This is a genomic window from Naasia sp. SYSU D00948 (assembly GCF_017916515.1).
Lineage (GTDB): Bacteria > Actinomycetota > Actinomycetes > Actinomycetales > Microbacteriaceae > Naasia.
Genome location: NZ_JAFMTA010000001.1, coordinates 1183312 through 1201225, shown reverse-complemented (window position 1 = coordinate 1201225; position 17914 = coordinate 1183312). Strand labels below are relative to the sequence as shown.

General features: G+C 72.1%; 18 protein-coding genes. 14 read left to right on the top strand and 4 right to left on the bottom strand.

All coding sequences use genetic code 11. The features are described 5' to 3' along the window. Window positions 1–25 precede the first annotated feature (25 nt). Together murJ and J3P30_RS05730 are read right to left on the bottom strand one after the other, a co-directional pair. Window positions 26–1615 carry a murein biosynthesis integral membrane protein MurJ gene (gene murJ, locus J3P30_RS05735; protein WP_210479989.1) on the bottom strand — a complete coding sequence of 530 codons (1590 nt, stop codon included), beginning with the start codon at window positions 1613–1615 and terminating at the stop codon, window positions 26–28. Further along, the gene (locus J3P30_RS05730; RefSeq protein WP_210479988.1) at window positions 1612–3657 is read right to left on the bottom strand and encodes a DUF6049 family protein; all 2046 of its coding nucleotides are present in this window, start codon (window positions 3655–3657) and stop codon (window positions 1612–1614) included. The genes murJ and J3P30_RS05730 overlap by 4 nt, the downstream gene beginning before the upstream one ends. Before the next feature lie 98 nt (window positions 3658–3755). Here J3P30_RS05730 and J3P30_RS05725 point away from each other — a divergent pair, with 98 nt between their 5' ends. The 8 genes from J3P30_RS05725 (at window position 3756) to J3P30_RS05690 (ending at window position 9747) form a co-directional block, all read left to right on the top strand. After that, window positions 3756–5195, top strand: coding sequence for a CCA tRNA nucleotidyltransferase (locus J3P30_RS05725; protein ID WP_210479987.1), 1440 nt, complete (start codon window positions 3756–3758; stop codon window positions 5193–5195). A 161-nt stretch (window positions 5196–5356) separates the two neighbouring features. Next, window positions 5357–5677: a 30S ribosomal protein S6 gene (rpsF, locus tag J3P30_RS05720; RefSeq protein ID WP_246853049.1), complete on the top strand. Its 321-nt coding sequence runs from the start codon at window positions 5357–5359 to the stop codon at window positions 5675–5677. 2 nt (window positions 5678–5679) lie between these two features. Continuing rightward, complete coding sequence (locus J3P30_RS05715; protein ID WP_210479985.1) at window positions 5680–6177, top strand: single-stranded DNA-binding protein; 498 nt, start codon at window positions 5680–5682, stop codon at window positions 6175–6177. Window positions 6178–6230: 53 nt separating this feature from the next. Further along, the gene (gene rpsR, locus J3P30_RS05710; protein WP_210479984.1) at window positions 6231–6488 is read left to right on the top strand and encodes a 30S ribosomal protein S18; all 258 of its coding nucleotides are present in this window, start codon (window positions 6231–6233) and stop codon (window positions 6486–6488) included. Window positions 6489–6496: 8 nt separating this feature from the next. Beyond that, window positions 6497–6949, top strand: coding sequence for a 50S ribosomal protein L9 (gene rplI, locus J3P30_RS05705; protein WP_210479983.1), 453 nt, complete (start codon window positions 6497–6499; stop codon window positions 6947–6949). A gap of 377 nt (window positions 6950–7326) precedes the next feature. After that, a complete protein-coding gene (dnaB, locus tag J3P30_RS05700; RefSeq protein ID WP_210479982.1) occupies window positions 7327–8700 on the top strand; it encodes a replicative DNA helicase in 1374 nt (457 codons plus the stop codon). Between the two features lie 205 nt (window positions 8701–8905). Continuing rightward, the gene (locus J3P30_RS05695) at window positions 8906–9502 is read left to right on the top strand and encodes a hypothetical protein (RefSeq protein WP_210479981.1); all 597 of its coding nucleotides are present in this window, start codon (window positions 8906–8908) and stop codon (window positions 9500–9502) included. Next, a complete protein-coding gene (locus J3P30_RS05690; RefSeq protein WP_210479980.1) occupies window positions 9499–9747 on the top strand; it encodes a hypothetical protein in 249 nt (82 codons plus the stop codon). Before J3P30_RS05695 ends, J3P30_RS05690 begins: the two co-directional genes overlap by 4 nt. Here J3P30_RS05690 and purB read toward each other — a convergent pair. Continuing rightward, window positions 9744–11129, bottom strand: a complete 1386-nt coding sequence (gene purB / locus J3P30_RS05685; RefSeq protein ID WP_210479979.1) for an adenylosuccinate lyase — start codon at window positions 11127–11129, stop codon at window positions 9744–9746. The two genes, J3P30_RS05690 and purB, sit on opposite strands and share 4 nt — an antisense overlap. Before the next feature lie 142 nt (window positions 11130–11271). Between purB and J3P30_RS05680 the strand changes: the two genes are divergently transcribed. After that, on the top strand, window positions 11272–11478 hold the full coding sequence (locus J3P30_RS05680; protein WP_210479978.1) for a hypothetical protein: 207 nt from the start codon (window positions 11272–11274) through the stop codon (window positions 11476–11478). Continuing rightward, entirely contained in the window at window positions 11475–12800 is a 1326-nt protein-coding gene (locus J3P30_RS05675; RefSeq protein ID WP_210479977.1) for an alpha/beta fold hydrolase, read from the top strand. The genes J3P30_RS05680 and J3P30_RS05675 overlap by 4 nt, the downstream gene beginning before the upstream one ends. A 20-nt stretch (window positions 12801–12820) precedes the next feature. Here J3P30_RS05675 and J3P30_RS05670 read toward each other — a convergent pair whose 3' ends face one another. Beyond that, on the bottom strand, window positions 12821–13219 hold the full coding sequence (locus J3P30_RS05670) for a phage holin family protein (RefSeq protein ID WP_210479976.1): 399 nt from the start codon (window positions 13217–13219) through the stop codon (window positions 12821–12823). Between the two features lie 49 nt (window positions 13220–13268). Here J3P30_RS05670 and J3P30_RS05665 point away from each other — a divergent pair, with 49 nt between their 5' ends. The 4 genes from J3P30_RS05665 to J3P30_RS05650 all read left to right on the top strand — a co-directional run bounded on the left by J3P30_RS05665 (window position 13269) and on the right by J3P30_RS05650 (window position 17867). Continuing rightward, window positions 13269–14375, top strand: a complete 1107-nt coding sequence (locus J3P30_RS05665; protein ID WP_307807410.1) for a histidinol-phosphate transaminase — start codon at window positions 13269–13271, stop codon at window positions 14373–14375. Between the two features lie 68 nt (window positions 14376–14443). Next, entirely contained in the window at window positions 14444–15580 is a 1137-nt protein-coding gene (locus J3P30_RS05660; RefSeq protein WP_210479974.1) for a thiamine pyrophosphate-dependent dehydrogenase E1 component subunit alpha, read from the top strand. Next, window positions 15577–16557: an alpha-ketoacid dehydrogenase subunit beta gene (locus tag J3P30_RS05655; protein ID WP_210479973.1), complete on the top strand. Its 981-nt coding sequence runs from the start codon at window positions 15577–15579 to the stop codon at window positions 16555–16557. Before J3P30_RS05660 ends, J3P30_RS05655 begins: the two co-directional genes overlap by 4 nt. 11 nt (window positions 16558–16568) lie before the next feature. Next, entirely contained in the window at window positions 16569–17867 is a 1299-nt protein-coding gene (locus J3P30_RS05650) for a dihydrolipoamide acetyltransferase family protein (RefSeq protein WP_210479972.1), read from the top strand. Window positions 17868–17914 lie beyond the last annotated feature (47 nt).

Genomic DNA, 17914 nt, shown 5'->3' with positions numbered 1-17914 from the left:
GCGGCCTATTCCAGGGCCGGGAGGCTCAGCGCCGCGTCAGCCGGGACACCAGCGGGGCGAGGTCCGGCGAGCGGAACAGCAGCAGCGCACCGCCGTAGACGGCGCTCATCGCCGCTCCGATCAGGGCGATGGACGCGACAGCGGGCAGGATCCCGGATACCGCGAATCCGCCGTCGGAGGTTCCGCCGAGCAGGACGAGGAGACCCCATCCGGCGGCGCCGGCCGGAACCGCCGCGATCAGGTCGAGCAGCAGCGAGCGTCCGAGCCCCTTCCCCGCCCCGGGGCCGAGGCGCCGGCGCAGGAGCAAGGCGGCGAGCAGGAGCTGGACCGTGCCGGCCGCGGAGACCACCGCCGCAATGCCGACCGCGATGGAGCGGGCGGGCAGCAGTGCGCAGAGCAGCACTCCCCCGGTCACCAGGGCGATCTGCACAGTGGTGAAGAGGAAGGGCGTGCGCGTGTCCGCGAGCGCGTAGAAGGAGCGCTGCACGACGAAGAGCAGGCAGAACGGCACGAGCCCGAGGACGTAGGCGATGATCACGGCGGCCATCTGCTGGACGTCACCGAACCCGGGGTTGAAGACACGGCCGAAGGGCAGCGCGACGACCATCAGCACGGCGGTCGCGAGCACCATCGCCAGCGCGACCGAGCGCAGGGCGACCGAGATGTCCGACTTCAGGCCCGTGTCGTTCGAATCCGCGGCGTGCTGGCTCATGCGCGTGTAGAACGCCGTGACGAGCGAGACCGTGATGACCGAGTGCGGGAGCATGAAGATGAGCCAGGCGTTGTTGAGCGTGAGGACGCTGGCCCCCTGGCCGCTCGCGAGGCTCGCCACGTTGGTCTGCACGAGCCCGGCGAGCTGGCTCGCGACGAGCATCGCGAAGGTCCATCCCGCGGCCTTGCCCGCGGTGCCGAGGCCCACCCCGCGCCAGCGGAAGTCCGGCCGGTAGCGCAGCCCCACGCGGCGCCAGAAGAGGACGAGGAGGAGCGCCTGCGCCGCGATGCCCAGCGTGCCGCCGCCGGCAAACAGGGCGATCATCGCCGGAGACCAGTCGGCGCCCGTCCGATGCTGGTCGGAGCCGAAGATCGCGACGAAGAGCAGGATCGCCGCGATGCCGACGACGTTGTTCGCGACGGGTGCCCAGGTGAACGGGCCGAACGCCCTCCGCGCGTTCAGCACCTCGCCGAGCAGCGCGTACATGCCGAGGAAGAACACCTGCGGCAGCGACCAGAAGGCGAAGGCGGTGGCGAGACCGATGTCCAGACGGTTCGACGAGTAGAGCGACACGAGGAGCGGGGCCGCGAGCGTCGCGGCGGCGGCGATCAGGGCGAAGCCCGTGAGGCCCAGGGTCACGAGCTTGCTGATGTACGCGTTGCCGCCGTCCGGAGCGGCGCTCGCCCGCACGATCTGGGGCACCAGGATCGCGCTGAGCAGCCCGCCGCCGATGATCGCGTAGATGCTGTTCGGAACTATGGTCGAAACGGCATACGCGTCTCCGCTGGTGCTGCCGACCACGCCGATGGCCTCGGCGATGACGACGGCCTTGACGAAGCCGAGGATCCGCGAGACCACCGTTCCGGAGGCGAGCAGCGCGCTGGCGCGCCCGATCCCGCTCACTCGGCCGTCCTGGACGCTCGCCGTCGCCGTCGGATGCTGCGCCAGAGGCCGAAGCCGAACAGCGCGGCCACGAGCCCGATGACCACCGCGGTGCCGACCGCCTCCCACTCCGCCTGCACGTCGACGGTGATGAACGCGGTGTCGCCGACCGGGATGCCCGTAGGGCTGGAGGCCGTGACGGCGAGGGTGACGCGGCCGTTCGCGATGGATCGAGCCGGGAGCCCGACCCGCTGACTGGTGCCGGGGTCGATGACGGCCTCGGCGTTCTCCACGAGGAGCCGGGCGTTGCTGGGGCGCCCGGTGAGGACGATTCGCACCGGGAAGTCGAGGTCGTTCTGGACGTAGACGGGGACGTCGATGTCCGGACTCAGCACGAGCAGGCTCGTCTGAGTGATCGTGACGGAGTGCAGGATGGCGTCGAAGCGGGCGTGGAGGTCGTTCGCCGCCGTCTGCCAGGCCTGCGGGAACTCGAGCCACTGGGCGGAGAGCACGGCGAGCAGGCGCAGCCGCTCCCGTCCCGTGAGCAGCTCGGGGCGCTCCAGCACGCTCGCGAACTGGCCGATCGCCGCGTCGTCCTGGATCAGCAGCGACGCGGCGGGGACGCGCGGGTCCGCCGGCTGGTCCCCGCGGATCGCGAGGTCGGGTCCTGTCCCGGTCACGGCGTCCAGGGCGGCGGGCGCCGCCCAGGGCAGGGCACGCAGCGCGGCGAGGGCGGCCGCCGTCGAGGCGGTGCTGCTCGGCCAGCCCCGGTCCATGCCGACGATGACGGTGGTCTCGGTGTCCGCCTCGTCGGCCGTCGCGGCGAGGAGGGCGGTGGCATCGCCGAATGCGGCTCGTCCGGCGGCCTCGGAGGTCGCGGCGGCGGCCTCGGACACCGCATCGGAGAGCACGGAGTCGACGATGAGAGCGGAGCTGCCCTCGATGGTGGCGGTAGCGGGCAGCGGGGACGGCGGGTCGGCGAGCGAGGAGCTCGGGACGAGCGCGCGGGTGTAGCCGGCGGCGGTCAGGAACGGCAGGTCGCCCGGCCGGACCGTCGTCGGCCATGCGACATCGCCGAACGTGTAGTCCCAGCGGAGCAGGTCCTCCGCGGTGGGGAGGGTCCCGGCGCCCTCGGTGGGCGACGGTGACGGGGTCGGAGCGGCAGGGGGCGCGGTGGAAGGAGGAGTGGCCTCCGCCACGGCGCCCGCTGCGAAGTCGTCGGGGTCGAGGGACGACTCGAACGAGCCGGGAGACAGCACGGCGGGTGCTCCGGCCGCGCGTTGGAGACTGAGGTCGGAGTCCGCATAGCTCAGCGGGAATATGACGTTGCCGGCCGCCCGAAGGTCCGCGAGCCAGATGACGGCGCTCGGCGGAGCGTCGGTGCCGAGCGCCCGGATGGACGCGAGGATGCGCGGGTCGAGGGCGATCGCGGCAGGGGTACCCCGGACGGCGTCCAGCTTCGCGCGCAGCACGCCGTCCGCCGAGAGGTAGGCGTTCAGCGTCTCGGCGTCGAGCAGTCCCTCCGTGTCGCCGGGGGTCGTGAAGGGCACGATCGTGACGACGCGGAGCGGAGCGGGAGCGTCTCCGTCGCTCCACACGAACCCGGACGAGGAGTGCGCGACGGGAGTCCCGCCGAGCTCGGCCCGGCCCGTGAGCAGGAGCGCGCCCCAGTCCGCCCGCGAGAGCGCGGCGGAGACGTCGGCCGCCGGAACGGTGAGGGCGACGGGCGCGGAGGCGCCGGCGGGAAGCGACGGGAGGGCGAGCGTCGCGACCGGACGGCTCTCCACCGACGCGGGATCCGAAAGGCCCGCCTGGATCTCGGCGCGCTCGGCGTCCTGGGCGGTGAGTCCGACCGTCACGGTCCCGGTGCCGGTGGCCGCAGTCCCCAGGTTCGTCACCGTGCCGGACACGACGAGGTCGGCGCCCGGTGCGACCACTCCCGTGGCCGACGCGAGGGTGAGGGAGAGGACCGGCTCGTCCTCGGTCGCGGCGGACGCCGGGGGGAGGGGCAGAGCGGATGCCGCGAGGGCCACAGCGAGCGCGGGAAGGAGCGCGCGCCTCACGCCGGACCGTCGGGGGCGCCGGCCGACCTCCACCCTCCCATGGACAGCGAGTCTAGGCGGTGGGGTACCGCGCTCCCCGGCAACTAGCATGGATGCCCATGGACAGCGCGGCGGCCGCTCTCGACCGCCTCACGGCCATCGCGACCTCTCCCCCGGTGGCCCGGCTGGCCGCCGCGTTCGAGGCGGCGGGCGCGGAGCTCGCCCTCGTGGGCGGGCCCGTCCGCGACGCCTTCCTCTCCCGGCCGGCCCTGGACCTGGACTTCACGACGGACGCACGTCCCGAGCGGATCCTCGAGATCGTCACGCCCATCTCCTCCGCCCGGTGGGACGTCGGCCGGGCCTTCGGGACCATCGGCGCGCGCGTCTCGGGCGAGAAGGTCGAGATCACCACCTATCGGTCGGACGCCTACACCCCGGACTCCCGGAAGCCCGAGGTCCGTTTCGGGGACACCCTCGAGGAGGATCTCGTCCGCCGCGACTTCACGGTGAACGCGATGGCTCTGCGCCTGCCGGCCCGGGTCCTCGTCGATCCCACGGGCGGCATCGAGGATCTGCTCGGGCGCCGGCTTCGCACTCCGCAGGCGCCCGAGGTCTCGTTCTCGGAGGATCCGCTGCGCATGCTCCGAGCGGCACGCTTCGCCGCCCAGCTCGGCTTCGCGGTGGAGGAGGAGACCCGGGCGGCCATGGGGCGCCTCGCCGACCGTCTCGGCATCGTCTCGCCCGAGCGGATGAAGGAGGAGATCGCCCGGCTCCTCCTCGCGCCCGCGCCGCGGCCGGGACTCGAGCTCCTGGTCGCCTCCGGCATCGCGGACCTGATCCTCCCGGAGCTGCCGGCCCTCCGCCTCACGGTCGACGCCGAGCATCGGCACAAGGACGTCTACGAGCACTCTCTGACGGTGCTCGAGCAGACGATCGAGCTGGAGCGCCGGCGCGACCACGAGCCGGACCTGGTCCTGCGGCTCGCCGCCCTCCTGCACGACATCGGCAAGCCCGCCACCCGCCGGTTCGAGCGCGGCGGGGCCGTCACCTTCCACCACCACGACGTCGTCGGCGCGAAGCTCGCCCGCAAGCGCCTCCGCGCGCTGCGCTTCGACAACGACACGATCGATCGCACGGCGAAGCTCATCGAGCTGCATCAGCGGTTCTTCGGCTACACCGAGGGCGCCTGGACGGACTCGGCGGTGCGCCGGTACGCGCGCGACGCGGGCGACCAGCTCGAGCAGCTGCACATCCTCACCCGCGCAGACGTGACGACCCGCAACCGGCGCAAGGCGGAGCGGCTGGCGGCCGCGTACGACGACATCGAGCGCCGGATCGCCGAGCTCGAGGAGCAGGAGGAGCTCGCCGCGATCCGCCCGGACCTCGACGGCGAGCAGATCATGGCGATCCTCGGCGTGCGTCCCGGGCCCGTCGTCGGCCGTGCCTACAAGCACCTGCTCGAGCTGCGGCTGGACGAGGGACCGCTCGGGGAGGAGGAGGCCACGCGCCGGCTGCGCGAATGGTGGTCCGCCTTGCCCGAGAACCAGGGAGCCAGCTAAGCTACTGCGGTTGTCCGCGTCAGCGCGGTACAGCTGTCCGCCTCGACGCGAGGGCATCCGCCTCAGCTCCGGCGCGGACGTGCACACACCCTCCTGCTGCAGAGAGCCTGCAGCCGTTCTAGTCCGAAGGAGGTGGGTCAGTGACGCACAAATACGAACTCATGGTCATCCTCGACCCGGAGATCGACGAGCGCACGGTCGCCCCGAGCCTCGACAAGTTCCTCGGCGTGATCCGCACCGCCGGCGGGACCATCGACAACGTCGACATCTGGGGCCGTCGCCGCCTGGCCTACGAGATCAACAAGAAGAGCGAGGGCATCTACGCCGTCGTGAACCTCACCTCGACCGCCGAGGCCGCCAAGGAGCTCGACCGCCAGCTCAGCCTCTCGGAGGCCGTGCTCCGCACGAAGGTCCTGCGCGCGGAGGAGGCCGTGGCCCGAGCCGCCGCGGCTGCCGCCGAGCAGCCCGCGAACGGGCGCTGAGCGTGGCCGGCGAGACCATCATCACGGTGGTCGGCAACCTGACCGCCGACCCCGAGCTGCGCTACACGCAGAACGGCCTCGCGGTGGCGAACTTCACGATCGCCTCCACCCCCCGCACCTTCGACCGTCAGTCGAACGACTGGAAGGACGGCGAAGCGCTGTTCCTCCGGGCGTCCGTGTGGCGCGACTTCGCCGAGCACGTCGCCGGCTCGCTGAGCAAGGGCTCCCGGGTCATCGCGACGGGACGGCTGAAGCAGCGCTCCTACGAGACGAAGGAGGGCGAGCGCCGCACCTCGATCGAGCTGGAGGTCGACGAGATCGGCCCCTCGCTGCGCTACGCGACCGCGCAGGTCACCCGCACGTCGGGTGGCGGCGGCGGGGGCGGCGGCCGCGGCGTCAGCTCGGGCGCGGACGAGCCGTGGGCGCCCAGCGCTCCCGCCTCGTCGGGCGCGGACGTGTGGAACACGCCCGGCTCCTACGACGACGACACCCCGTTCTGATCCGGACCGTCGTCCTCCCCCTCCCCTCTTCTTTTCACAGTTAGGAATTCCGCATGGCTGGGAAGTCCCGCGGCGACAGCCGCAAGCCTCGCGTGAAGGGCGGCAAGACCGCCGCTCCCGCGAAGGCGATCAAGGTCGGCGTCATCGACTACAAGGACGTCGCGACGCTCCGCAAGTTCATCTCCGAGCGCGGCAAGATCCGCGCCCGCCGCATCACCGGAGTCTCGGTGCAGGAGCAGCGCCTCATCGCGCGGGCCGTGAAGAACGCCCGTGAGATGGCCCTGCTTCCGTACGCCGGGTCCGGACGCTAGGAGTACCGATGTCGAAGCTCATCCTCACCCACGAGGTCACCGGCCTCGGCGCTCCCGGTGACGTCGTCGACGTCAAGCCGGGCTACGCGCGCAACTATCTCGTCCCCTCGGGCCTCGCAGTCCAGTGGAGCCGCGGCGGCGAGAAGCAGATCGAGTCGATCAAGGCCGCCCGCGCGGCCCGCGAGCTCGCCACGGCCGAGGAGGCCCAGCAGCTCAAGCAGCGGCTCGAGGCCTCGGCCGTGACCCTTTCCGTCAAGGCCGGCTCGGGCGGACGCCTCTTCGGCTCCGTCAAGACCTCCGACGTGGCCTCCGCGGTCTCGGCGGCGGGCCTCGGCGAGCTGGACAAGCGCAAGATCGAGCTGCCGTCGTCGATCCGGTCGACGGGGTCGCACGAGGCCACCGTCCGGCTCCGGGAGGACGTCGTGGCAACGATCACCCTGAATGTGGTCGCGGCCAAGTAGCAGCACCCTTCCTCAAGCGGCGGCGCAGGTTCTCCTGCGCCGCCGCTTGTCGTGTTCCCACAGGGTTGTACACAGACCAGGGACGCCGCCAACCTTCGACTTCTCCTTGAGCGCACTTTTCCCCAGGCTCACGCTGTAGGAGGAAAAGCGCCGGTCAGGGCCTGAATCAGGGCCGCCCGTCGCGGAGACACGCCGCCGCTTCCCACAGTCTCTGCACACCGCGATCCCCCTTTCCCGCATCTTCTCCACAGTTCTGTGCACACCGTGGAAACGCCGCCTGACTGTAGCGTCGAGGAGTGCCGGAACGGGGGGTTCCGGTGTCGGGGGCATCCGCTTCACTGGGTGCGTCATGCACGGCACGCGTCGGGGAGGAACACATGTCGATCGCTCATCTGGGGCTCGCAACCGACACCCGCGGGGACGGCCGGGGCTCCGAGCGGACTCCCCCGCACGACCTGCTGGCCGAGCAGAGCGCGCTCGGCGGCATGCTGCTGAGCAAGGACGCCGTCGCGGACGTGCTCGAGGCGGTCAAGGGCGTCGACTTCTACGTGCCGAAGCACGAGGTCATCTTCGACGCGATCCTCGACCTCTACGCCCACGGCGAGCCCACAGACGTCATCACGGTCACGGACCAGCTCACCAAGACGGGCGACCTGGCTCGCGCCGGCGGCGCCGACTACCTCCACACGCTGACGAGCATCGTCCCAACGGCCGCGAACGCGGGCTTCTACGCGGAGATCGTCGCCGAGCGCGCCGTGCTGCGCCGTCTGGTGGAGGCCGGCACGCGCATCGTCCAGATGGGCTACGCCAGCGAGGGCGAGGTGACCGACCTGGTGAACACCGCGCAGGCGGAGATCTACGCCGTCACGCGCGAGAAGGAGGCCGAGGACTACGTCCCGCTCACCGACGCCGTGACGGTCGCCATCGACGAGATCGAGGCCGCGCAGGGCAAGGACGGCACGATGACCGGCGTGCCCACCGGCTTCAGCGAGATGGACGACCTCACCAACGGCCTGCACCCGGGTCAGATGATCGTCGTGGCCGCCCGTCCGGCGATGGGGAAGTCGACCCTCGCCCTCGACTTCGCGCGCGCGGCCTCCATCAAGCACAATCTGCCGTCCGTCTTCTTCTCACTCGAGATGGGCCGCAGCGAGATCGCCATGCGCCTCATGTCGGCCGAGGCGGCGATCCCGCTCCAGCACATGCGCAAGGGCACGCTGCAGGCGGACGACTGGACGAAGCTCGCCCAGACGCGTGGCCGCATCAACGACGCCCCGCTGTACATCGACGACAGCCCGAACATGACGCTCGTGGAGATCCGCGCGAAGTGCCGGCGGCTGAAGCAGAAGGTCGGCCTCAAGCTCGTCGTGATCGACTACCTCCAGCTGATGACCTCGGGCAAGCGGGTCGAGAGCCGCCAGCAGGAGGTCTCCGAGTTCTCGCGTGCGCTCAAGCTGCTCGCGAAGGAGCTGCAGGTCCCGGTCATCGCGCTGTCGCAGCTGAACCGCGGACCCGAGCAGCGCGCGGACAAGCTGCCGGCGATCTCGGACCTGCGTGAGTCGGGCTCGATCGAGCAGGACGCCGACATGGTGATCCTCCTCCACCGGGAGGCGGCGTACGACAAGGACAGCCCCCGCGCCGGTGAGGCGGACCTCATCGTCGCCAAGCACCGCAACGGCCCCACCCGGACCGTCACGGTGGGCTTCCACGGCCACTACTCGCGCTTCGTCGACCTGCCGCCCGGGCACTGACCGGTTCCTCGCGGAGCCGCCGGCCCGTCGAAGTGCCACCTGGTGCTCTCACTCGGCCGGTATGGGGACATCACGTGGCATCTCGGTGGGTGCGCGCAGGCCGAGGAACGGGGTCGCGGCCCTCGCCGTCCCCCCAGGGAGCGCCCTTCCCGGTGGAATAGGGTGGTCAGGGCCGCCGAGGGGTGGCCGCAAGACGGAGGCGGCAGTGACTCGCGAGCGGAACGACGGGCGCGGCTACTGGGCCGTGCTCCTCGTGCGGGGCATCCTCGCCGCCGTCCTCGCGCTCGTCATCACCTTCTCCGCCGACCACAACCCGGTGTTCGGGATGGCGGTGTACGGGGCGTTCGCCTTCCTGCAGGGTCTCCTGCTCGCCACGACGGCCTCTCGCTCGGCGTCGACGCAGATCGGTGCCGCACTCACGCTCGCAGCCGGGGTCGTCGGCATCGCGACCGGCGTGCTCGCGGGCGCCCTCCTCGCCGTCTCGCCGGGCGCTGCGGCGGAGGCCCTCGTCCCGGCCGTCGCGCTGTCAGCGGCGGCCTCCGGGCTCCTCGAGCTGCTGCTCGGGCTGCGGCGCGCGGACGCGGGAGCGGAGGCCCGGGACCGCGTCGTCCTCGGGATCGTCACCCTGGTCCTCGCGGTGACCGTGCTCGTGGCGGCGGGCAATCCCGTCGTCACCGTGGGTCTGGTGGGGGCGTACGGGGCGGTCGCCGGCGTCTACCTGATCATCGCGGCGCTGTCGCTGCTGTGGTCGGGACCGAATGGAGCATCCGCTCCCGATGCCGAGGAGGTCAGCCGAGCATGAACGCCAAGCCGTCGCGACGCGAACGGTTCCGGCCCGCGGAGCTGATCGGGCTCTCCCTGGCCGTCGGCCTGTTCGCGGGGCTCGTGGTGCTGATCACGGCCCGGGACATCGGGCTCGCGGTGATCTTCCTGGGCGTCGCCTTCATCGTGTCGCTGGTCGCGTTCGCGATGCTCGCCCTGGTCGCCGGGGACCCGAAGGCGCCGCCCGCGGGCGGCACGGACTCGAATCCCGACGGCAGACCCTAGCGGGCGACCAGTCCCGTCAGCTCCGCGGCGAGACCCGTGTAGCTCGCGGGGGTGAGGGCGGCGAGTCGGGCCTTGGCGTCCTCGGGCAGGTCGAGTCCGGCGACGAAGTCGCGCAGCCCCGCGGCGTCGAGGCGACGCCCCCGCGTCAGCTCCTTCAGCAGCTCGTACGGGTTGGCGATCGAGCTGCGGCCGGCCGCCACTTCGGCGCGGATCACCGTCTGCACGGCCTCGGCGAGCACCTCCCAGTTCCCGTCGAGGTCCTCGGCCAGCCGATCGGGATCGAGGGCGAGCTCGCCGAGGCCGCGCGCGATGTTGTCGAGCGCGAGCAGGGAGTGGCCGAGTCCGACCCCGATGTTGCGCTGGCTGCTCGAGTCGGTCAGATCGCGCTGCAGGCGCGAGGTCACGAGGGTCGCGGACAGGGCGCCGAGCACCGCCGCGGACAGCTCGAGGTTGGCCTCCGCGTTCTCGAACCGGATCGGATTCACCTTGTGCGGCATGGTCGAGGATCCGGTTGCACCCGGGACCGGGATCTGCCGGAAGTAGCCGAGCGAGATGTACGTCCAGATGTCGGTGCAGAGGTTGTGCAGGACCCGCCCGATGTGGACCACGAGGTCGTACAGCTCGGCCTGCCAGTCGTGCGATTCGATCTGCGTGGTGAGCGGATTCCAGGTGAGCCCGAGCGAGGTGACGAACTCGCGGGAGACCCGCTGCCAGTCGGCGTCCGGACCCGCGACGAGGTGGGCCGCGTAGGTCCCGGTCGCCCCGTTGAACTTGCCCAGGTACTCGGCTCGGTCGAGCTTCGCGATGAGCCGGTCGAGGCGCGCGACGAAGACGGCGAGCTCCCGGCCCATCGTCGTCGGGGTGGCCGGCTGCCCGTGCGTGCGGGCGAGCATCGGCACGGCCCGATGCTCGAGCGCCATCTCGCGGAGCGTGTCGACGACGGTCTCCAGCCGCGGCCGCCAGACGGTCGTCACGGCCTCGCGCACCGTGAGGGCGTAGGCGAGATTGTTGATGTCCTCGCTCGTGGCGGCGAAGTGCGTCAGCTCCGCGATCGCCCCGAGGCCGAGGTCGTCGAGCCGGCGGCGGAGGAAGTACTCGACGGCCTTGACGTCGTGGCGGGTGCGGGCCTCGAAACCGGCCAACTCCTCCACCTGCTCGGCGCCGAACTCGGTCACCACATCCCGCAGCTTCTGCGCCTGCTCGGCGGGAAGCGGTGCGGTGCCGAACATGCCGTGGTCGGTGAGGTACAGCAGCCACTCGACCTCGACGAGGACCCGGGCACGGTTCAGGCCGGCCTCGGACAGGTGCTGGGAGAGCTCCCCCATCGCCGCGCTGTACCGGCCGTCGAGGGGGCTGAGGGGCTGCTGCGGGAGGGAGGTCATGGTTCCGTTCCGTGTCGTGCGGCGCCCTCGCGGCGCCGTCGTCCATTCTGGACCACCCTCCCCAGGCGACCGGAGGCGGGCGGCGTCCGCGGGAGCCCCTCGTGAGTCCTCTCGCGGGTCGTGCCGAGACGATCCTCGCTCCGTGACACCCGAGCAGGCGGTGGATAGGGCGGCAGCGGACGAGGCGGGATTCGCCCTCCTCGGCCTCCCCGGCCGGGTCGCCGCGCTGGCCGAGGTCGGCTGGCGCTCGCCCGCCGCCGGGCTCTACCGGGCGTCGATCTCGGCACTGAGCGAGGACTGCGAGCGGCTGCGGGCGCGCCTCGCCGCGTACATACCGCACCAGCCATGAGCGACGTGCTGGTCGTGTCCGGCGGGGGCGACGTGACGGTGGCCGGCGAGGACCTGCTCGTGGCTGCCGCCCGCGCGCGCGTGCTCGCGGCCGAGCTCCAGGAGATCGCCCGCTCGCTCTACACCGCTGCCCAGGATCACGAGCTGCGCATCCTCGCCCTCGAGCTCGACCGGGTGGCGGACCGCCTGTGGCTCGTCTCGGTGCTGCTGCGGGCGGCGCTCGACGCGTACTCGGTGGCCGAGGCGGGCATCGAGAGGAGCGTGGAGACCGCCATCGGGCACGGCGCCTACTGGGCCGGGACGGTCGCGCCGGTCGCCCTGGCGCTGGTGCCGGCGCCGGTCGTGCTCGGCGTCGCCGGCTGGCTGGCTCTGGGCGCGCCGGGGGCGGCGCCGATCCTCGCCCAGCACCGTGCGCGGCTGTCCGACCCTCGCGTCGTGGCCGCGCTGCGGCTCGCGGCGGGCGCGGTCGACGACGCCGTGCGCGGAGCGGTCCGGCTTCCCTGGATGGCGGCTGTGGTCGCCGATGACCGCACCACCGGGCTGTTCGGGCGCGAGCGGCTGGCCCGCGTGCTGCTCGGCGCGCTGCCGGGTCCGGTGCCGGCGGGCCCGCTCCGGCTGCGCCGAGAGGGCGTCACGGAGGTTCCGCCGCCCGGCACCCTCGCCGAGCTCGGGGCCCGGATCCCTCCTCCGCGGGAGGGCGACCCGCAGCTCCGGGTCGAGCGCTTCGACGGAGAGGAGGGCCCGGTGTACGCGCTCTACCTCGGGGGCACGCTCGAGCACGGACTGGTGCCGCGCGAGGAGCCCTGGGACATGGCATCCAACGTCGCCGCGATGGGCGGCGCTCCCGCGCAGTCCCAGGAGGCGGCCGTCGCGGCGCTCCGCGCGTCCGGCGCGAGGCCCGGGGATCCCGTCGTGCTCGTGGGGTACTCCCAGGGCGGGCTCATCGCCGCTCGGCTCGCGGAGTCCGGGGAGTTCCGGGTCGCGGGCATGGTCACCGTCGGGTCGCCCGGCGGCGCGATACCGCCGCCGGAGGACGTTCCGGTCCTCGCGGTCGAGCACGCCGAGGACCTCGTTCCGGCGCTCGCCGGACCGGTCGCGGCCGGCTCGCGCGTCGTCGTCACCCGGTCGCTGTACGACGGACGGCCGCCGCCGTCGGAGCGCGCCGTCCCGGGACACGAGCTCTCCGAGTACCGGTCGACCCTCGCGCTCGCCGACCGGAGCGAGGAGTCGCGGGTGTCCCGGGTGCGATCCGACATCCTCGGACTCTTCCCCACGGCGGGGACGGGACGCTCGAGTGCCTGGCGCGCCGAGCGGATCCGGTGAGGAGCGGGTCGAGGTGGTGCTCAGTCCTTGGCGCCCGCGAGGGGCCGCAGGACGAGCCCGAGCGCCCAGTTGATGATCGCCATGACGAGAGCGGCGAGCACGCCCCACCAGAAGCCGTCGACGTGCAGCCCGAAGCCGAGCAGGTCGCTGATCCACGCCACCAGGAGGAAGAGGAGGCCGTTGACGATCAGCGCGAGCAGCCCGAGCGTCAGGATGTACAGGGGGAACGCCACGATCCGGATCGCCGTGCCCAGGATCCCGTTGACGAGTCCCCAGAGGAGTCCGAGGAGCAGATAGGTCAGGACGGTCGCGACGACGTCGTCGTTGCGGTAGGGCGTCACGCCGATCCCGGCGACGATCAGCGTGGTGAGCCACAGCGCGATGGCGTTGCCGACGACGGTGACCACGAACCTGCGCATCGGACCACTATGGCATCCCCCTCGGGGGCGCGAAATAGAATGGGCGGCCGTGACCGACGCCCCCCGCACGCCCGTCCGGCTCCGGCCGGAGATCGTCGCGCTGCCCGTCTACCGGCAGGGCCGCCCTGCGGTCGAAGGGGGCTACAAGCTCTCCTCGAACGAGAACCCCTTCGCTCCCCTGCCCGGCGTGCTCGATGCCGTCGCACGTGCCGCGGAGCTCAACCGGTATCCGGACGCGGCGGCCGCCGGACTGCGAGCCCGGCTCGCCGAGCGGTTCGGAGTGAGCGCGGACGAGGTCCACGTCGGGGCGGGCTCGGTGTCCCTGCTGTCCCAGTTCATCGCCGCGGCAGCGGGCCCGGGCGACGAGGTGCTCTACGCGTGGCGCTCCTTCGAGGCGTACCCGGGCCTCGTCACCGTGGCGGGCGCGACCAGCAGGCGCGTCCCGCTGCTGGCCGACGGCCGGCACGACCTCGACGCCATGGCGGCGGCGGTCAGCGACCGGACCCGGGTTGTCCTCGTGTGCTCGCCCAACAACCCGACCGGCTGCGTCGTCAGCTCGGAGGAGCTCGACCGCTTCCTCGCCGCCGTGCCGCAGGACGTCCTCGTCCTCCTCGACGAGGCGTACGCGGAGTTCGTCCGCGATCCGGACGCCGCCGACGGCGCGCGGCTGCTGGGACGGCACCCCAACCTCGTGGTTCTCCGCACCTTCTCGAAGGCGTGGGGCCTCGCCGGACTGCGGCTCGGCTACGCCATCGGACCCGTGCCCCTGCTCGACGCGGCGCGTGCCGCGGCCATCCCGCTGTCGGTGACCGCCGTGGCGCTCGCCGCGGGCGACGCATCGCTGGACGCCGAGGACGAGCTGCGGTCCCGCGTCGACACCATCGTCGAGCGGCGGGAGGCCGTGGCGGCGGGCCTGGCCGCGGCGGGTCTCGCGGTTCCCCGCTCCCAGGGCAACTTCGTCTGGCTCCCGCTCGGCGACGCCACCGCGGAGGCCGCCGACCTCCTGCACGAGGCGGGCATCAGCGCGCGGGCCTTCCCTCCCGAGGGGATCCGGGTCTCGATCGGCGAGGCGGAGTCGGTGGACAAGCTCCTAACCGCCGCGAGCGAGATTGTGCGCATCCTCCCCGAGGGCTCTCCGGCGCTGCGGGTAGGTTAGGCCCGGTGCCGGAACCCGACTTCGCCCCGCAGCGCCTCGGCCGTGCGCACGACGACACGAAGGATCGGATGGGAACTGTGCCCGAAACTCCGGACGACGCCGTCTCGGTGCAGATCATCTCCCCGGAGGGGCGGTACGAGCCGAACGCGGCGGCGGAGGAGTTCCTCCCCTATCTCGAGCGCGTGGACGAGGACCTCCTCCGGCGCTTCTACCGCGACATGGTCGTCATCCGCCGCGCCGACGCCGAGGCGGGGCACCTGCAGCGCCAGGGCCAGCTCGCCCTCTGGGTGCCGAGCCACGGCCAGGAGGCGGCCCAGGTCGGCTCCGGTCATGCTGCTCGCCCCCAGGACAGCATCTTCCCCGCATATCGCGAGCACGCCGTCGGGATGATCCGCGGGCTCGACCTGCTCGACATCATCCGGATGCTCCGCGGCCTCACCCACGGGGGCTGGGTCCCTGAGGAGGTCGGCAACTTCCACCTCTACACCCTCGTCATCGGGTCTCAGACGCTGCACGCGACCGGCTATGCCATGGGCATCGCGCTGGACGGCAAGAGCGGCACCGGGTCGCCCGAGGAGGCCGAGGCCGCCCTCGTGTACTTCGGCGACGGCGCCACCTCGCAGGGCGACACCAACGAGGCGATGATCTGGGCGGCGAGCTACCAGACGCCCCAGGTCTTCTTCCTCCAGAACAACCACTGGGCCATCTCGGTGCCGGTCAGCCGCCAGTCCCGCACGCCGCTCGTGGACCGCGCGGCCGGCTTCGGCCTCCGCTCCACCCGCGTCGACGGCAACGACGTCCTCGCGAGCTACGCGGTGACCGCGAAGCAGCTCGATGACGCCCGTGCCGGGCGAGGACCGGGCTTCATCGAGGCCATCACCTACCGGATCGGTGCCCACACCACCTCCGACGATCCGACCCGCTACCGGGAGGCGGAGGAGCTCGCCTACTGGGAGGCGCGCGACCCGATCCTGCGCTACCGGCACCATCTCGAGCAGCGAGACCTCGCCGACGGCGACTGGTTCCGGTCGGTGGACCAGGAGGCGATGGACCTCGCGGCCGACCTGCGCCGCCGGACCCTCGCCCTTGGCACGGTCGACGTCGGCCTGATCTTCGACAACGTCTACGCCGAGGACCACCCCGTGGTCCGCGAGCAGAAGCAGTGGCTCGCCGCGTACGAGGCGGGCTTCGGGGAGGCGCGATGACCGCCACGACCTGGACGATGGCCAAGGCCCTGAACCAGGGACTCGCGAAGGCGCTCGAGGACGACGACCGCGTCCTCCTCATGGGCGAGGACATCGGCGCGCTCGGCGGCGTGTTCCGCGTGACCGAGGGCCTCGCCGCGCGGTTCGGCGAGAACCGGGTGATGGACACGCCGCTCGCCGAGTCCGGCATCGTCGGCACCGCCATCGGCCTCGCCATGCGCGGGTACCGGTCCGTCTGCGAGATCCAGTTCGACGGATTCATCTACCCGGCGTTCGACCAGATCACGTCCCAGCTCGCCAAGCTCACCGCCCGCCATGAGGGCTCGGCCCGCTTCCCGATCGTGATCCGCGTCCCCTACGGCGGGCACATCGGCGCGGTCGAGCACCACCAGGAGAGCCCCGAGGCCTACTTCGCGCACACCCCCGGGCTGCGCCTCGTCTCGCCGAGCACCCCCAACGACGCCTACTGGATGATCCAGCAGGCGATCGCGTCGGACGATCCGGTCATGTTCTTCGAGCCCAAGAGCCGCTACTGGCCGAAGGGCCAGGTGGACCTCGAGGCGCCGGCCACTCCGCTGCACACCACGCGGGTCGCGCGGGGCGGCACGGACGCCACCGTCATCGGGCACGGCGCGATGGTGAGCGTCCTCCTCCAGGCCGCCGAGGTCGCGGCGACCGAGGGCACGAGCCTGGAGGTGCTCGACCTCCGCTCGCTCTCCCCCATCGACTACGGACCGATCCTGCGCTCGGTCGAGAAGACGGGCCGGCTCATCGTCGCGCAGGAGGCGCCGGGCTTCGCGAGCCTGGGGTCCGAGATCGCGGCGACCGTCGCCGAGCGGGCGTTCTACGCCCTGCAGGCGCCCGTGCTCCGGGTGTCCGGCTTCGACACGCCCTTCCCGCCCGCGAAACTGGAGTCGGTCTACCTACCCGACGCCGATCGCGTGCTCGACGCGGTCGACCGAGCCCTGGACTACTAGGAGGACGACCGATGAGCACGGCCAAGTTCACGCTTCCGGATGTCGGCGAAGGCCTGACCGAGGCCGAGATCGTCTCCTGGAAGGTCGCGCCCGGCGACGAGGTCGAGATCAACCAGGTGATCGTCGAGATCGAGACGGCGAAGTCACTCGTGGAACTCCCCTCGCCCTACGCGGGCGTCGTCGGCGAGCTGCTGGTCGCCGAGGGCGACACCGTCGAGGTGGGGACCCCGATCATCACGGTGTCCTCGGCCGGAGAGCACCGGCTCGCGGCCCCGCTGTCGACGCCCGCGCAGGCCGCGGTGGGCGTCGAGGCGACGGTGACCGAGGGCAACGAGGACGACGTCCCGGAGGCCGGCAGCGTGCTCGTCGGCTACGGCACGGGCGGTCACGCGGTCACGCGCCGCAACGGCCGGCGACCCCGCAAGGCCCCGCCCGCGCCGCCGCAGGGGACGAGCGTGCTCGCCAAGCCTCCCGTGCGGAAGCTCGCCAAGGAGCTGGAGGTCGACCTCTCGACCGTGACCGCGACCGGCGAGCGGGGCGAGGTCACCAGGGACGACGTCCTGCGCCACGCCCAGCAGGCCAGCGTGTTCCGCAACATCCAGACCCCGGAGTGGCCGCAGCTGCGCGAGGACCGGATCCCGGTCAAGGGCGTCCGGAAGGCCATCGCGACCGCGATGGTGACGAGCGCATTCTCCGCGCCGCATGTTTCCGTGTTCGTCGACGTGGACGCCAGCCGCACCATGGAGTTCATCAAGCGCCTGAAGGCGTCGCCCGACTTCGCCGGTGTGCGGGTCTCGCCGCTGCTCATCATGGCGAAGGCGATCATCTGGGCGGTCCGCCGCAACCCCACGGTCAACAGCACCTGGACCGACGACGAGATCATCGTCCACCACTTCGTGAACCTGGGCATCGCGGCGGCGACCCCGCGCGGGCTGATCGTGCCGAACGTCAAGGAGGCGCAGGACATGTCGCTCCTGCAGCTCGCGACCGCGCTCGAGCAGCTGACGCTGACGGCCCGCGAGGGCAAGACGACCCCGGCGGACATGGCCGACGGCACCATCACGATCACCAACATCGGGAGCTTCGGCGTCGACACGGGAACCCCGATCCTGAACCCGGGCGAGGTCGCCATCGTCGCGCTGGGTGCGATCAAGCCGCGCCCCTGGGTCGTGGACGGCGAGGTGCTCCCCCGTCAGGTCACGACGGTCGGGGCGAGCTTCGACCACCGGGTCGTGGACGGCGATGTCGCCAGCCGGTTCGTCGCGGACGTGGCGAGTGTGCTCGAGGAGCCGGCGCTGCTCCTCGATTGAGGCTTTTGACAACGATTATCAATAGCGGGTAGCGTCGTCGGCGCGGC

What these genes read in the sequence shown, in the direction of transcription:
- J3P30_RS05725 (WP_210479987.1), top strand. Translation starts at nt 3,756, where the DNA reads ATGGACAGCGCGGCGGCCGCTCTCGACCGCCTCACGGCCATCGCGACC.
- rpsF (WP_246853049.1), top strand. Translation starts at nt 5,357, where the DNA reads ATGGTCATCCTCGACCCGGAGATCGACGAGCGCACGGTCGCCCCGAGC.
- rpsR (WP_210479984.1), top strand. Translation starts at nt 6,231, where the DNA reads ATGGCTGGGAAGTCCCGCGGCGACAGCCGCAAGCCTCGCGTGAAGGGC.
- rplI (WP_210479983.1), top strand. Translation starts at nt 6,497, where the DNA reads ATGTCGAAGCTCATCCTCACCCACGAGGTCACCGGCCTCGGCGCTCCC.
- dnaB (WP_210479982.1), top strand. Translation starts at nt 7,327, where the DNA reads ATGTCGATCGCTCATCTGGGGCTCGCAACCGACACCCGCGGGGACGGC.
- J3P30_RS05690 (WP_210479980.1), top strand. Translation starts at nt 9,499, where the DNA reads ATGAACGCCAAGCCGTCGCGACGCGAACGGTTCCGGCCCGCGGAGCTG.
- purB (WP_210479979.1), bottom strand. Translation starts at nt 11,129, where the DNA reads ATGACCTCCCTCCCGCAGCAGCCCCTCAGCCCCCTCGACGGCCGGTAC.
- J3P30_RS05675 (WP_210479977.1), top strand. Translation starts at nt 11,475, where the DNA reads ATGAGCGACGTGCTGGTCGTGTCCGGCGGGGGCGACGTGACGGTGGCC.
- J3P30_RS05670 (WP_210479976.1), bottom strand. Translation starts at nt 13,219, where the DNA reads ATGCGCAGGTTCGTGGTCACCGTCGTCGGCAACGCCATCGCGCTGTGG.
- J3P30_RS05660 (WP_210479974.1), top strand. Translation starts at nt 14,444, where the DNA reads ATGGGAACTGTGCCCGAAACTCCGGACGACGCCGTCTCGGTGCAGATC.
- J3P30_RS05655 (WP_210479973.1), top strand. Translation starts at nt 15,577, where the DNA reads ATGACCGCCACGACCTGGACGATGGCCAAGGCCCTGAACCAGGGACTC.
- J3P30_RS05650 (WP_210479972.1), top strand. Translation starts at nt 16,569, where the DNA reads ATGAGCACGGCCAAGTTCACGCTTCCGGATGTCGGCGAAGGCCTGACC.